The organism is Bradyrhizobium sp. SZCCHNRI2009 (assembly GCF_032485115.1).
Lineage (GTDB): Bacteria > Pseudomonadota > Alphaproteobacteria > Rhizobiales > Xanthobacteraceae > Bradyrhizobium.
Window position 1 is genome coordinate 229,347 of the sequence record NZ_JAUEUH010000002.1, and the last position, 15,208, is coordinate 244,554.

At 62.8% G+C, this 15,208-nt stretch carries 12 protein-coding genes and 1 pseudogene; 4 read left to right on the forward strand and 9 right to left on the reverse strand.

What is annotated here, in order from left to right:
• Positions 1 to 11 precede the first annotated feature (11 nt).
• Positions 12 to 1,067, forward strand: a complete 1,056-nt coding sequence (locus tag QX041_RS08635; protein ID WP_316164979.1) for an HWE histidine kinase domain-containing protein — start codon at positions 12 to 14, stop codon at positions 1,065 to 1,067.
• Positions 1,060 to 1,434 (forward strand): response regulator, encoded by a 375-nt coding sequence (locus QX041_RS08640; protein WP_316164981.1) that lies wholly within the window; start codon positions 1,060 to 1,062, stop codon positions 1,432 to 1,434. The genes QX041_RS08635 and QX041_RS08640 overlap by 8 nt, the downstream gene beginning before the upstream one ends.
• Positions 1,435 to 2,143: 709 nt before the next feature.
• Here QX041_RS08640 and QX041_RS08650 read toward each other — a convergent pair.
• Together QX041_RS08650 and QX041_RS08655 are read right to left on the reverse strand one after the other, a co-directional pair.
• Positions 2,144 to 2,536 (reverse strand): BA14K family protein, encoded by a 393-nt coding sequence (locus QX041_RS08650; RefSeq protein WP_316164983.1) that lies wholly within the window; start codon positions 2,534 to 2,536, stop codon positions 2,144 to 2,146.
• 451 nt (positions 2,537 to 2,987) lie between these two features.
• Positions 2,988 to 3,851, reverse strand: a complete 864-nt coding sequence (locus QX041_RS08655; protein WP_316164985.1) for a transglutaminase family protein — start codon at positions 3,849 to 3,851, stop codon at positions 2,988 to 2,990.
• A 269-nt stretch (positions 3,852 to 4,120) separates the two neighbouring features.
• Here QX041_RS08655 and QX041_RS34365 point away from each other — a divergent pair.
• Positions 4,121 to 4,480 (forward strand): annotated as a pseudogene (locus QX041_RS34365) (VIT1/CCC1 transporter family protein); the annotation flags it as partial.
• Between the two features lie 795 nt (positions 4,481 to 5,275).
• Here the strand turns inward: QX041_RS34365 and QX041_RS08665 are convergent.
• Positions 5,276 to 6,337, reverse strand: a complete 1,062-nt coding sequence (locus tag QX041_RS08665; protein ID WP_316164989.1) for a site-specific integrase — start codon at positions 6,335 to 6,337, stop codon at positions 5,276 to 5,278.
• Positions 6,338 to 6,448: 111 nt separating this feature from the next.
• Here QX041_RS08665 and dusA point away from each other — a divergent pair, with 111 nt between their 5' ends.
• The gene (gene dusA, locus QX041_RS08670; protein ID WP_316164991.1) at positions 6,449 to 7,447 is read left to right on the forward strand and encodes a tRNA dihydrouridine(20/20a) synthase DusA; all 999 of its coding nucleotides are present in this window, start codon (positions 6,449 to 6,451) and stop codon (positions 7,445 to 7,447) included.
• 78 nt (positions 7,448 to 7,525) lie between these two features.
• On the opposite strand, the gene QX041_RS08675 is transcribed toward dusA, so the two are convergent.
• From QX041_RS08675 to QX041_RS08700, 6 genes are all read right to left on the reverse strand, one after another.
• A complete protein-coding gene (locus tag QX041_RS08675; protein WP_316164993.1) occupies positions 7,526 to 8,062 on the reverse strand; it encodes a TIGR02281 family clan AA aspartic protease in 537 nt (178 codons plus the stop codon).
• Between the two features lie 28 nt (positions 8,063 to 8,090).
• Entirely contained in the window at positions 8,091 to 8,288 is a 198-nt protein-coding gene (locus QX041_RS08680; RefSeq protein WP_315717626.1) for a DUF1289 domain-containing protein, read from the reverse strand.
• A 47-nt stretch (positions 8,289 to 8,335) separates the two neighbouring features.
• On the reverse strand, positions 8,336 to 9,931 hold the full coding sequence (locus tag QX041_RS08685; protein WP_315717627.1) for a HAMP domain-containing sensor histidine kinase: 1,596 nt from the start codon (positions 9,929 to 9,931) through the stop codon (positions 8,336 to 8,338).
• Between the two features lie 137 nt (positions 9,932 to 10,068).
• On the reverse strand, positions 10,069 to 11,499 hold the full coding sequence (locus tag QX041_RS08690) for a PepSY domain-containing protein (RefSeq protein WP_316164995.1): 1,431 nt from the start codon (positions 11,497 to 11,499) through the stop codon (positions 10,069 to 10,071).
• Positions 11,500 to 11,506: 7 nt separating this feature from the next.
• Positions 11,507 to 13,906: a TonB-dependent receptor domain-containing protein gene (locus QX041_RS08695; RefSeq protein WP_316164997.1), complete on the reverse strand. Its 2,400-nt coding sequence runs from the start codon at positions 13,904 to 13,906 to the stop codon at positions 11,507 to 11,509.
• 362 nt (positions 13,907 to 14,268) lie between these two features.
• A complete protein-coding gene (locus tag QX041_RS08700; protein ID WP_315717630.1) occupies positions 14,269 to 15,138 on the reverse strand; it encodes an NAD(P)-dependent oxidoreductase in 870 nt (289 codons plus the stop codon).
• Positions 15,139 to 15,208 lie beyond the last annotated feature (70 nt).

Genomic DNA, 15,208 nt, shown 5'->3' on the forward strand with positions numbered 1-15,208 from the left:
CGACCGGGGACATGTCGGAAATTGCGCAAAAATCCGATCGGCAGAAGGGCGCCGAAGCCGCGGTCGAAGGCTTTCGGAAGGACCTCGGTCCGTTTGTCGTTGCCGCTGAAACGACCCGAATGGCCATGCTGTTTACGGATGCAGCGAAGCCCGACAATCCGATCATTTTTGCCAACGACAGCTTTCTCGCTCTGACCGGGTATGGCCGGGACGAAGTGCTCGGCAAAGACTTCAATTTCCTAATGGCTAGGGGTTCGGATGCCGAGGCGCTGACGCGAACCAAGGACGAGTTCGCCGGCTCCTCCAGTGGTGGCGTAGAAACTCTCTGCCGCCGCAAGGATGGCAGCGAATTCTGGGCCGCGCTCTTCGTCAGCCCGGTTCGTGATGCCGACCGCAATGTCGTTCAGTATTTCGTATCCCTCATCGATCTCACCAAGCACAAGGAGGATGAAGTTCGATCCAGGATGCTGATTGACGAGCTGAACCATCGCGTCAAGAATACCCTTTCCACGGTGCAATCGATCGTCTGGCAGACATTGCGAACGACGACTGATCCCAAGGAGATTCGGCGGTCCATCGAGTCCCGGCTTTTTGCGCTCTCCCGGTCGCACGACCTGCTGACCCGCGAGAAATGGGAAAGTGCCGGTCTGCTCGATATCGCTCACGACGCGCTGGAACCATTCGGAGTCTCTGGCGGACGGGCGGATCGCATCGTGATCACGGGGGAGAACGTCCGTTTTCCGCCGAAATCAGCTTTGGCCCTCAGTATCGCGTTCAACGAACTTGCGACCAATGCGGTGAAGTACGGTGCGTTGTCCAACGCGGTCGGATCAATCAAGATCTCGTGGACGGTTGAGACGACACCGGCCGGAAAGCGGCTCCTGCTGAACTGGAACGAGAGAGATGGTCCTCCGGTCCCGCCGCCGGCACACAAGGGATTTGGCTCGCGGGTGCTCGAGCATGGCCTCGCTCTCGAGCTGGAAGGCACGGTGCAACTGGACTATCGGCCGAACGGCCTTATCTGCACGATAGATATTCCGTTACCAAGAGGTGCTCCTGGTGGATAAGTTGCTTTGCGGCCGGCGAGCCCTTGTGGTCGAGGATGAGATGCTGATTTCCATGATGATTGAAGACATGCTTGCCGACCTCGGCTGCAAATCCGTGACCTGCGCCGCGACTGTCGACACGGCCCTCACGTTGATTGAAGCGCAGGCCTTCGACGTCGCGCTGCTCGACATGAATCTGGGCGGCACCGATAGCCATCCGGTGGCGCAAGCGCTCTCCGCGCACGGGGTCCCTTTCGTCTATTCGACCGGCAACAGCCGTCAAAACTTGGGAGACGGCAACCCGGGTCGGCTTGTGCTGAAGAAGCCCTTTCGGTTCGATGACCTGGTTACGATACTTGCCGGCCTCGAACTCGCGCCGATTGAGTGAGAGGATCGATGACAGGTCGCGCTGCTACATCAAGTTCCGCCCCGGAGATCGATCACGACAACTGACTCGAGAGCGGGGAACCAACCGCCGACGTCCTTGCGAACCGGATCCGTCGCAAAGCCATATCACTGTTGCAGCCGACCTTCGAACTGGTCGCGTTTGCCATTGATCGCGGTCAGATCGTCCTCAGTCGGCTTGCCCCATTGCTCCTTACGATTTGCCTCGGCGTACTTTCCATTTTTTTCAATTTTTTGTGGTTCCTGTCGTGTCTACATATCTCGGCTTAATCGTGCCCTCGGTGCGTAGTCGCGACGACGATAGGGATAGGGACAACCGGATTAGCCTGCGCGTAACCCGGCCCCGTAATGGCTGGGTCCGTAGGTATGGACTCCAGCCGCGGCGCCCAGAATGCCAGGACCGATTGCGGACTCCGGAGCGCGGTGGTAGCGGCCGCGATAGAATCAGTAGCAGACCTCTATCACGCCGAACGAGGAAGGCCCGTTGTTTCAGAAGAACAGCACTTGCCGAGACCGGAGCAGCCTCTGAAGGGGGCACGCAGTCAAAGGGTGTCCACTCATTCTCATGAGTGGACAAGAATGTACGGAGCCCGCCAATGAGGGTTCCAGCTATGGCGGATTTTTTTCGAGCGATTGATCATCAATCGATGACGAGCTTGATCACAACAGGCAGGCGGAGACTCCGGTTACTCTCACGGGCACGGATGTCGCAAGCCGTCGTAACCAAGATACGTGCCGGAATACGGATCATAAGACCTGAAGCGTTGCGCACAATAGCTGACCGCGTCGCCCACATAGGGAGCCGGAGCGACGTAGACCGGCCCGGGACCGTAGCCGTAGTATCCGTAGGGTTGCGTTGCCCCAATGATCGCTCCGCCGATCAGCGCGCCAGCGATGCCTGCACCAATTCCGACACCCGCGCCGCCGTGCCAGCCATGGCGATATCGCACGGTCTCGACCGATGGCGCTACGGCGCTACGTAGCATCAGCGGGGAGGTTACCGGAGCGGCAATCACAGGTGTAACGAGAAGCGGCGTGGTGACGATGACGAGCGCAGCCAGTACGGTTTTGGACGACTTGTTCATAGGAGTATCTCCAAGCTCGTTTTCGGGTAGCGCAGCTACCCGCATCCGGTGTCTCAAAAGTGATAATGATCCGAGGAGGCCTGTATGAATTGATCTAGCGCAACGTCAGCGTGCATCGATTGGACAAACTTGATCTTGTCTCATTGGAGACATTCATGCCCTGCGCACGAGCGAGGGGCCGACCTTTCGTTTCATCGTCGTGGCGCACGCGCGTCGCTGATGCGGTAGCACAGGGGCTTCCATGCTTTCACTCATCATTGGGATCTTGATCATTTGCGTCGTCGGAGCGCTTTGCTTCTGGGCAATCGACAGGTTCGTGAACGAATCTCGCTTGGCAGGCCTTCTCAAATTGCTGGTAGCGCTGCTCTGCTTGGCGGCCATCCTTCAACGGCTGTTGCCGTTGGCGGGGATCAATTGGTTGTAGCCGACCAGCAATACGCCGAAGATCGATCTAAGACGTGACAAAAACCTCTACCGACATCCCGGCGAAGGCGCCGGTGCTGCCGACGAAGCTGCCGGACACCGGAATCGTCTGTCGGATGTCGCGCGCGACCGCGACGGGGATCAGATTGAGACCGCCTAGGCTTCGATTCGTTGGGTCGAAAGTGATCCAGCCAGCTCCCGGTACGAAGACCTCCGCCCACGCATGGGTTGATCCCGCACCGCCCGATCCGACGCTGCGTTGTTCCGGATTGTAGAGGTAGCCGGAGACGATTCTGGCTCCGAACCCGAGCATGCGCGCTGCCTCGGTGAATAACACCGCGAAATCCCGGCACGACCCCCAGCCACGATTTAGGGTTTCTACCGGCGTTTGGGTGCCCTCATCCTCACGGCTCTGATATCGGATCGCTTCAGAAACGCCGACGCTAAGGTCCTTTAGCAGTGACAGCGTGTCAGTCCGACTTCCTCGAACGAACATTTGAGCCCAATTTCGCAGGACCCCCGCCGTGTCCGAGAACTGGGGGAGAGCGAGGGCGCCGAGATCGGTCCAATCGTCATCGGAATAACGGAAGGGGTAAGACATGGCCGAGACAGCGATATCGAACACCGGCCATGCCACCGCGTCGAGCTGAAGCTCGGCGGCGCTGGCGATCACCAGGCTGGGGGCGGTCATCTGAAACGTGGCCGTTGCGATTGCATTGCCAAACACATCGTGCGCCCAGGTCAAGGCCGCATGCGGAGTCACCGTGACGTTGCTCGAAATCAAGCGAAGCTCGCGGCTTTCGCGCGGACGCAGCATCAAGCGGTGCGGCAAGAGGCGCACGGGTTCGTTGAAACGGTAAGTCGTCGTGTGAAGAACCTTCAGCGCAATCAACGAAAGCTCCAATCGGGGCAGCTTCTGACCAGACTCATTCCCCGGCGGCCCTCGGAAAGTATGGCCGAGTTGAACGGGTCCATGCAAATGTCGACCCAGACCACCGAAACCCGGACCGATTTGGCGGCCGACAAATCGGTCAATCGCGCTGCGATTCGTAGATGCGGCCATGTCAACGGGGATCGGTTTGCAGGCACAACAGCGGTCTCACACCGCGACACGGTCCTACGGGTGTCACGCGCTGCTGGTCAGGCTGCAAATTGAGCCGCAGCGGCGAATATGTTTCCGTCAGTTCGCAGTCGGATACGGAGCATGCCGACCTCGCGCGCGAGAAGCGCGAACTGGCAGACGACCCGGTGTTTGAGAGAGAAGAACTCACCCAGATTTATGTAGCGCGTGGCGTCGAGGCCGGCCTCGCTCGCGAGGTTTCGAAGCAATTGATGGCAAACGACGCCTTGAGCGCGCACGCCCGGGACGAGCTTGGAATTTCGGAAATCAGCACCGCTCGTCCGGTGCGAGCCGCATTGGCATCGGCCGCGACCTTCTCCGTCGGAGCGGTAGCGCCGCTTGCGCTTGTCCTGGTCTCGCCGTCCAATGTGTTGATACCGGCCGTCGCTGCGGGGCGCCTGCGATGGCACTGGCGGCCGGAATTGGTGCGGTTGTTGGCAAGGTTGCGTAAGCGCCCCTTTGCGGAGCCTTTGCCACAGCGGGGCAGCGCCCTGCGAAGCCTCTTGGTCTGCGTGCGGCGAAACCATGTGGTCCTGGTCGTCGTTGCTAGGGTCAAGCCTTGGCGAAGGCCTCAATCGCGTCAACCGGCGCGCGAAACGAGTATTTCCGCGAGGCGCATCACACATCGCGCGTTCGAACCCGGGAAGCTTGCAGTCGTAGACATGGTCGTCTCCAAAAAGCCTTGCAGAATAATGATGCCGTTTCTCCCCAAACGGTTCTCATCCCGGTGATTTTTTTGGCCTTCCCACTTCCCTAGCGACTGCGACCAACCAGCAGAGCCTGGCTACCAGGATGCGGAGCTCGCGAGTTGGGGCGGCACGCACCCGGCTCGACCTAGGCGAAGGATTGGATGAGATATCGTATGTTTAATTGGTGTGGGGAAAGGCGGTAGCGTTCCCCTGACTCGAACCCCCGATACCTCAGGATGGCGGCTCCTAATGTTGGATCGCAGGCGCGCCGACCTGCAGCGAGTTTTCAGCAGAGAAACTAAATCCAACCCGTGGGTGAGGGAGTGATCTTTGGGCCCGCTTCAAGTCGGACAGTCCAGAAAAGCGATTTCAGTTCAATCACGCCTGGAGCTGCCGTTGTTCGCACCCGCCTTTAGGTGTTCAACTGTCGAAACCCTTCGAAGCTGATTACCGTGTTCGCCCCACTCCAGATGAACTTATCACTTTCTTTTTTGTTTTCGGTTCCTGTCAGGCAACCCGCACCGAACGAATGGAATGAAGAGTTTCTGGCTTTAGATGCGTGTAGCGACGCAGCATTTTCCAATCTTTGTGCCCGGTGACAAGTGCAACCTGTTCAATGGAAAACCCTGCCTCGAAAAGACGACTCGTTCCCTCATGGCGCAGATCGTGAAAATGTAGGTCATCGATCTTCAATTGTTGGCACTGGCGGCGAAATGCCGTTCCAACGGATCGTCCGTTGTAAGGAAAAATCCGGCCCTCTCGACTGTTCGAGAAGCGACCTTGCTCCTCAAGAATTTTGCACGCGTCATAGCCTGAGACATCCAGCAGGGGAATTCGCTGATCGTTGCCATTCTTCCTTCGGGGATCTTTCCGATTTCGAATGAGGAGCATTCGATTGTCGGCGTCGAAGTCGCGCCATTCGACTCTCGCAATCTCATCTTGCCGCATAGCCGTTGCGATCGCGAATCGGATTACACGACCGACTGGAATTTGTTGCCGATTGTTTGATTCGAACGCTGAGATGATACGATCGAGTTCGTCTTGCGTGGGACGGCGGTTGCGCTCATCGCCTTTTCCGACGAGCCCGAGACGTCGAAGAGCTATCCGGGCGTGGTCGAGTGGTTCGGTTGACACAATGATGCCGTGTACTGCGGCGGCGTGAGACAGAATCGTTTTGATATATCCGAGATCGATCCCGACCGTCACCGGGCCGGCCCCCTTTAGCGCGCGCTCCTTTCCAAATTTGATGAACCGCTCTCGATCAAGCTCTGAAAGACGAAGATGCCCAAGTCTTTCGTCCAGGGAGATGAGGCTCGCAGTCTTGGAGCGACCAATGTTCTTTCCCACCTCGGCTAGATCTTGACGATGAAGCGTAATGAGATCGCCGAAGAGCCGGACGTCGCGGGATTTGCGCGTCGTTGTCGGTTCTTGGCGGTCGATCCGCCGCTCGATATCGATGGCCCATTCGTCGGCGTCCTTTCGGCGGAGAAACGTCCCGTTGACATATTTTCCCTTTCGTCGGACTTGGGCTCTCCAAGAGCCGGATTTCAGTCTGGTGAAAGTTGCCACGTGTGTGCGCTCCGTGTGCACTGAGGCGGCGAAAAGCCGGAAAAAACATCGCGCTGTGGCGTAGGATAGAGTGCACACAAGGCGACCTAACGAATTGAATATGCTCGAAAAATGAAGCGATATCAATTACATAGATTTGCCGTGGCGCCGATGATGGATTGGACCGACCGGCATTGCCGGGTGTTCCATCGGCTGCTGTCGCGCCGGGCGCTGCTCTATACCGAGATGGTCACGACCGGTGCCGTGATACATGGCGACCGCCAGCGGCTGCTCGGCTTCGATCGAAGCGAGCATCCGGTGGCGCTGCAGCTCGGCGGCTCCGATCCCGGCGATCTCGCGACGTCAGCCAAGATCGGCGAGGAGTTCGGCTACGATGAGATCAATCTCAATGTCGGCTGCCCGTCGGACCGGGTGAAGGACGGCCGCTTCGGGGCCTGTTTGATGGCCGAGCCTGCGCTCGTCGGCGCCTGCGTCGCCGCGATGAAGCACGCCGTTCGCATTCCCGTCACGGTGAAGTGCCGCATCGGCATCGACGATCAGGATCCGGAAATCGCACTCGATATGCTGGCGGACGCGGTCGTCGACAGCGGCGCAGACGCGCTGATCGTGCACGCGCGCAAGGCGTGGCTGGACGGCTTGTCGCCGAAGGAGAACCGTGACGTCCCGCCGCTCGACTACGACAGGGTGTACCGGCTGAAGGCGAGGCTGCCGCACGTGCCCGTCATCATCAATGGTGGCATCGGCAGCATCGAAGCTGCGCAAGGTCATCTCGCGCATGTCGATGGCGTGATGCTCGGGCGAGCGGCCTATCAGGAGCCGTGGCGGCTGCTCGATGTCGATCCCGTCCTGTTCGGCGACGTCGCGCCGCATCGAACCATGAAGGGCGCATTGGCGGCGTTCGAGCCGTACATCGCGCGCCAGCTCGGGCAGGGCACGCGGCTGCACGCGATCACGCGGCATCTCGTCGGCGCCTATCACGCGGTGCCCGGCGCACGCGCGTTCCGCCGCCATCTCGCCGAGCGCGGCGTCAAGCCGGGCGCCGGCATCGAGGTGCTGCGCGAGGCGGTCGCGATGGTCGAGGAGCGCCCTGCGGTTGCTGCGCTGGCCTGAGCGGCTCAGGCCAGCGGCGGCAGTTCGACAACGGCCTGTCGCGCAACCGGATTGCAGGCTGCCACGAGGCTCAGCCCCTCAGCTGCGATCGGGAAAGCCGTGCAGCATCAGCCGGTCGGAGCGCACTTCCCAGCGCTCCAGCCGGTCGAGGAAGCTCATGCCGAGCAAGTTGGTCTTCATCTGGCCGTGCGGTACCACCAGCGCCGGAACCGAGCGTTCCACCAGTTTGCCGATCGCGAGCCGGTCCAAAGTCAATCGCGCCGCCTTGGTGTGGCCGCCAGCGGTCTCGACGTCGACGTCGTAGGCGAGCAGTTCGAGCGGCAGGCCTGCGGCCTTGGCGGTCTCGTAGGTCAGAACCACCGATGTGGCGCCGGTGTCGACCACCATCGGCGCGGTGACGCCGTTGATCTTGGCGCGCAACGCGAACTCGCCGCCTCTGGTGCGCTCGATCTCGACCGCGCTGGTCGGAGGACTCGCCTTGGCCCTGAGCGCGCGGCTGCGCAGAACCTCCGACACTGTGTCGCTCGCGAGCGCCGCCTGCTCGGGATCCTTGTAGACGATCACGGCGCCCGCGGTGAGCACCATGGTGACGAAAACGAGCACGACCTTGTTCATGCCGCGCCTCCCGTCGGCACGGAGGCGCTCAGTCGCGCCGACGCGCCAGCGCGGGCAGACCGGCGTCGTGCATGCGGGACGGCAGCCCGTCCATCAGCGCGAGCCGCTCGTCGGTCGACATGCGGCCCCAGCGGGCGATCTCCGGCAGCGTGCGTCCGCAGCCGAAGCAGAGCTTTGTCTTGGGGTCGATCATGCAGACGGCGATGCAGGGCGTATCCTGGCTCATGGCGCGAGTTTGAAAGGTTCTGACACTGTCGTGCAAGTGCAATCATCTCACAGTCCCGTTCCGGCATTCATGATCGGCTTGCGCACCCGGCGCTTCTCCTGAGCGGGGGCGATCGCATGCTCCGGCTGCAATGGCGGTGCCTCGTCCGACAGCGGAGCGAGCGCCGACATCACCCGCTCCGGCGGGAAGGTGACGATCACCTCGGTGCCGATGCGGACCTTCGATTTCAGCGTGAACGTGCCACCATGCATCTCGATCAGATTCTTGGCGATGGGCAAGCCTAATCCCGCGCCCTGTTCGGCCGACTTGATCGAGTTGGAGCCCTGGCCGAACGACGCGAGCACGATCGGAATCTCGTTCTCGGGGATGCCCGAGCCGGTGTCCTTGACGCTGAGATATTGTCCGCCCGAGGCCGTCCAGCCAGCCTTCAGCCAGATGTCGCCACCCTGCGGCGTGAACTTGATGGCGTTGGAGAGCAGGTTGAGCACGACCTGGCGGATCGCGCGCTCGTCGGCCCACAGCCGCGGCATCTTCTGCTCGAACACCTCGTGAATGGTGATGCCGCGGCTCGTTGCGCGCAGCTTCAGCAAATGGTGGCAGTCGGCGATCACGTGCACCAGCGCCACGGCTTCCTCGTTCAGCTCGTAGCGGCCGGCCTCGATGCGCGAGAGATCGAGGATCTCGTTGATGAGGTTGAGCAGGTGGACGCCCGAATTGTGGATGTCGGCCGAATATTCCTTGTAGACCGGCACCGCATGGACGCCGAAGATCTCGCTCTTCATCACCTCGGAAAAGCCGAGGATGGCGTTCAGCGGCGTCCGCAGCTCATGGCTCATCTGCGCAAGGAAGCGCGACTTGGCGACGTTGGCGGCCTCCGCGCGGTAGCGTGCCTCGTCGGAGATCGCCTTGGCCTGCTCGAGTTCGCCGATCAAGGCGTCCTTCTCGGCGCGCGCTTCGAGCGTGGCCAGCGTCGTCGCATGCAGCTGATGGGCGAGCAGCACGAAGTAGCCTTCGGCGGCGACGGCGAACCCGGCGAGCAGGTAGTTGTCGAACGTGCCCGACAGCGCGAGGCTGAGGGTGATGGCGACCGTCATCGGTGCGGTGACGGCGACGGCGGCGACGGGCAGGTTGGCGGCGAGCATGCTCGAGACCGCGATCACCAGCAGCATCAGGAACATCATCAGCGTGCCCGACACCGCCGCGAGCGCCGGATGGATCAAGATCGCCATCCAGCAAACGCCGTAGAGCAAGTCGAGCAGCACGAAGCGCGTGCGCCAGCGCCGCGTAGCCGCCAGCGACGGCTGGTCGGCGAGGAAGTTCGAGCAGTTGCGCACGATCGCGGCATGAATGCAGAGCACGCCGAGCGTCCATGCGCCAGCCGCGATCGTATGCAGCCAGACGCTGAGCATCAGGCCGGTTGCGACCACCAGCAGCACGACGATGTAGGAGGCGGAGATGCGGGTCTGTGCGTATTGGCGCAGCAGCTCGCGATCGAAGGCCGGACGTGTTCCCGACGTCGACGTTAACCGGTCGCGCGCCTCGCGCACCCGCTGCTGCGCGGCCCGGCGCTGGCTTGCTGGTGCAAGCGCCGGCGGATCTGCCGGAAGCTCGACGACCTCAGGCTTTTCAGCGGGTTTACTCATCAAACAACACAAATCCTGCCCGCGAGGTACGGGCTGCTTTCTGCATTGTCTATAACTGGGCCCAAATCCTTAAGACGGATTATAGACAACGAAAAATTTGCGCTAACCGCGCGTTAAATTAACGATTGTGGCGAGGCTCAGCGGAGCTGCATTCGCAGGCGGCGCCAGCCGATCACCACGCCCGTGATGCTGAAGACGAGGCCGATCGCGCAGAGGCCGACGATGAGAACCGTGCGCAGCGCCGCATGGGCGAGCAGGGCCGGAAAGTCGAGCGTGTGCAGCGCCTGATAGAGCCACCGATAGGCGCGTCGGGACGGATCGAGCTTCTCGAGCACCGCGCCGGAGGCGGCGTCGACATGATACCAGGTGTCGCCGCAGATCACGCGATGGACCGGCGCGCCCGGCACATCGGAGACGAACGGATAGTCGTCGCCCGGCTCGACTTCGGTCGAGCGCGCGCAATCGCCGCGCAGGCGCGACACCGCGGTATTGACGTCGGCCGGCTGCAGGAAACGGCCGACGATGCGTGCTGATGCGCCGTCCAGCACCGAAATCTGCTGCTGGCTCGGCGCGCGCCGGATGCGCTGATAGAGGCGGCCGCCGAAGGCGAACCACTCGATCTCGCGGACCTCGCCATGCGCCGCCGCGAGCGCCGCCGTCGTCAAGCCGGTCCAATCCGGTGCGCCGACGAGAATGGCTTGCTCGGACGGCGTCAGATGGCCGGTCGCAAACAGCCTGCCATGGTCCATCGACAGCCAGCCGCTGACCATCCAGGTCAGCACGAACTGCATGCAGATCAGGCCGGCCCAATGATGCCAAAGGTGCCAGCCGTGGTAGCGCGAGCACAGCCGCGCCTTCCGATATCTCAGCCGCATCGGGCCGAGCAGCGCGCCGCTCACGGCGGCGATGACCGCCGCGAGCGACAGCCACCACACGACGGCGTTCCAGGCCGCCCAGTCCTTGCGCAGGACGGTCGGATAGATCCAATGGACGACGCTGCCGACGTAGTTCCAGGCGCGTTCGGACCGTGTCGTGTCGAGCACGACCTCGCCGGTGATCCAGGACACGTAGAGTTCGGTGCCATTGGGATCGTTGAGCGCGATCCGGTGCAGCGGACGATGCACGTCGAAACGGTTCGGCACCGTCCATTGGTCGTAGTGCTCCAGTGAGGCGATGGTGGCGCCATCGGCCTCGAGCCCGCGCCGCCGGGCTGCCGTGCGCGCGATCGACAGCACGAGGTCGGGGGCGCTCACATCGGCCGCGGCCAGCGTGTCTGCACGAATGGCCGCGCTGCGGCCGGCGGCCGAGATGACATAGACCGGACCATCCACGCGCTGCATCAGCCGGATGCGGTCGGGATGATCGATGCCACCTGCGACGAGGGCCTCCGCGGGACCGTGCAGCGACAGGGCGGTGTCGAGCACGGGCAGCGCGGCGAAGCGCTCGCTCTCGGTCTGCGCCGGGAACGGCACGTAGTGCATCACGATCCCGGTCGCGAACCACAGCACGAACAGCGGACCCAGCGGGATGCTCAGCCAGCGGTGCGTGAGGATCAGCGCCCGGATCATGCGGCCATCAGAACTTGAACGAGGCTTCGACCTCGTAGGTGCGGGGCGCGCCGAGGAAGATCTGGTCGGGATAGAACGGATCGCTCCAAGCCGCATAACGTTTGTCGGCAACGTTGCGGACGCGGAAGGCGAGCCGCGTGCTGGTCGCGGTGGCGAACAGCGGCACCCTCGGCAGGTCGACGAACGCGAACAGATCGGCGGTGGTGTAGGCGAGCAGTTTCACCGTGTTGGCATCGGTGCTCCAGCGATCGCCCACGTGGCGCACGGAGAAACCAAGCTCGACCGGCCACCAGCGGGGATTGAGGAAGCGGTAGGAGCCGCCGCCATTGACGATGACGGCGGGAATGTTGGGCGGCGTGTTGCCCGAGAACGAGCCGCCGCCGGCGAGATCATAATCGGCATAGCGGGCGCGGACATAGGCGACGTTGCCCCAGAGCCTGCTCTCGGGTGTCGGCCGCACGGCGGCTGCGACCTCGATGCCCTGAGATTTCACCTTGCCGGCCAGGTTGAGCTGCTGGCCGGCCTGGGCGCTGTAGACGTTGTTGCGTTCGATATCGAAGGCGGAGAAGGTCCACTCCGCACGGCCGTTCCACGCGAGCTGCTTGACGCCGGTCTCATAGCTGCGGGAGTCCGAGAGCGTAAGGTTCTGGGTCGGACTCAGCAGGAAGATGCTGTCGGCGGAGATGTCGGTGGCGGTCGCATATTGGCTGTAGAAGGTGGTGCCCGGCAGCGCTTCCCAGGTGTAGCCGATGCGGCCGGTGACCGGCTGCCAGCTCTTGGAATAGGGGAAGCCGCTCTTCACGACGCCGTTCTTGTCGATCGAGTTGCGGTCGAGCGAGAACGGGTTGTAGCGCAGGCCGCCGACCAGCGCGAAATTGTTGGTGAGCTTCAGCCGGTCTTCGAGATTGAGTACCACGCTGTCGATGGTGGCGGTCTGCAACTGCGTTCCGAGCGGGCCGTAGACGCCTCGGTCGAAGCCGGTCAGCGGAATGCTGTCACCCGGGAAGATCGCCGCGCCAGGCCGCGTGAAGTCGGTATGCGAGCTTTCCACCGCTGTCACGAGCCGGTTGGCCAGACCGAACAGGTTGGCGTTCCAGGTGAGGTCGGTGGTGTTGCCGACCATGTTGTGGTTGTGGTGGACGAAGAACCGCTCGCGATCGACGGTGTTGGTGGTCGCGTTGAACGCCGAGACCTCGTTGTTGTACCAGTCGCGGCTGGCGTTGTAGTTGTAGACTTGGCTCCGCAGCCTGACGTCGTTGCTCAGGTCCCATTCGAACCCGCTGCGGACCCACGATTCCTTGATCGTCTTGTGGCCGTCGACCACGTTGTAGTTGGTCGACAGCGTGCGGCCGTCGATCGTGACGGCGCCGAGATCGGTGCCGTTGTAGGCCGACACCTTGGTGCCTGAGACGATGCCGCTGGTCGCGTTGGCGCCGCTGAAGGTGACCGGCACCAGCGGCGTGCCCTCATAGGGCTTGGCCTTGTAGTCCTTGAACTCGGCGGCAAAGAAGGTCTTGAAGCTGTCGGACAGCCGGTAGTCGAGCTGGCCTGAGACATGGATATTCTTGAACTCGGTGTCGTCGATGAAGCCGACCTCCCTGGTCCGGCTGATGTCGAAGCGATAGTCCAGGCCCTTGACGGTCGTGCTGCCGCCCGAGCCGAAGCCGCTGCGGAACGTGCCGCGCTGGTCGAAGCCGACGAAGGCTTCGCTCTCGATCGGGCCGGTGTGCGGGGTCTTGGTCACGAAATTGACGGTGCCGCCGACCGCGCCCTGGCCCGAGATCAGCGAGGAGGGGCCCTTGAGAAACTCGACCCGGTCGAGGTTGAACGTCTCCATCGTCAGCGCGGTGAAGCCGGTCGGGCCGATGTTGATGCCGTTGTAGAGCACGTTGACCTGATTGCCCTGGAAGCCGCGCATCGCGAAGCCGACATCGTTCGGGGCATCACCCGCGCTGACGCCGGCGGCGCCTTTCACCGCGTCGACGGTCGTGTGGTAGCCCTGCTCACGCAGCGTCTCGGCGCCGACCACCTCGATCGAGGCCGGCAGCTCGCGTACGGTGAGGCCGAGCCGGCTGCCGCTCGCGGGCGTCGCATTGCCGTTGAGCGGCGTGGTGGCCGCCGTGTTGGACGAAGGCCGCGTCGGCGCTGCTGCGGGCGTGGGCGCGGCCATGCGCCGGGACGCCGGAGGTGTGGTCCGACGGGCGGCTTGGGTCGAGGAGGGCGCGCGGCCGGCCGCCGGGCGCTGCCGCGGCGCATCGACCGTCACGTCCGGCAGCAGGGTGTCTGCGGCGGCCTGCCTCCCGTCCGGAGGGGAGGTCTGTTGGGCATAAGCCGCCGGCACCGCCGACCAGCCTGCCACCAGCAGCCCCGCAAGCGATATCGAACCCCAGACGTCGCGCACGCTCATTCCGCTCCCCATCGCAGCAGCCGGCTTCCCGGCCATCTGCGCCCCCAGCCAACGTTCATGATCACCACGACGAGAGTTAGCCCAGCCCAACGGATATGTAATGTTATAACATTACATATCCATCTTTCTCTGAGTGGGTGTCTCGATCGGGCAACACATGCGAACGATTAGCGATTGCAAGGGGTATCAGCGAGTCGCAGATGGCGCAATGGCGCCCGTCCGCGGCGGACGTATCCCGCCGCGTGTCTGCGGCAATACATGGGGGAAGGCAGATGAGCCGGGGCCTGCCAAGGTCCCGGATCGGAAATCTGCCGCCGCAGCACACGCGCAGCGGCAGATCGATCAGTCGGAGAGCGGCGGAATCACTTCTCCAGCCGGGCCAGCAGGCTCGACGTGTCCCAGCGCTTGCCGCCGAGCTTCTCGACCTCGGAATAGAACTGGTCGACCAGCGCGGTCACCGGCAGATGGGCGCCGTTGCGGCGCGCTTCGCTGAGGCAGATCGACAGGTCCTTGCGCATCCATTCCACCGCAAAACCAAAGTCGTATTTGCCGTCGTTCATGGTCTTGTAGCGGTTCTCCATCTGCCAGGACTGGGCGGCGCCCTTGGAGATGGTCTCGATGACAGCGGGAACGTCGAGGCCGGACTTCTTCGCGAAATGGATACCCTCGGACAGGCCCTGCACGAGGCCGGCGATGCAGATCTGGTTGACCATCTTGGTCAGCTGGCCGCTGCCGGCCGGTCCCAGCAGCTTGCACATCCGGGCATAGGCCGCGATCACCGGCTCGGCGCCGGCATAGGCGTCGGCGGTGCCGCCGCACATCACCGTCAGCACGCCGTTCTCGGCGCCGGCCTGGCCGCCGGACACTGGCGCGTCGATGAATTTGAAGCCGGCCTTGGTGGCTGCGGCGTCGAGCTCACGTGCCACTTCAGCCGAGGCGGTGGTGTGGTCGACGAAGGTCGCGCCCTTCGCCATGCCGGCAAATGCGCCGTCCGGGCCGATCGTGACCGCGCGCAGGTCGTTGTCGTTGCCGACGCAGCACATCACGAAGTCCTGGCCTTCCGCGGCCTGCTTCGGCGTGGGGGCTGCCTTGCCGCCGAACTTGTCGGCCCATTCCTTCGCCTTGGCCGCGGTACGGTTGTAGACCGTGACCTCGTGACCGCCCTTCTTCACGAGATGTCCTGCCATGGGGAAACCCATGACGCCGAGACCGATGAAAGCGACTTTAGCCATATGAGCTACCTTGACCTTGGGGTTCTGCCGACAGCCTTGAGAGGGCCGGGCTGTTCTTGAAAGGAACACA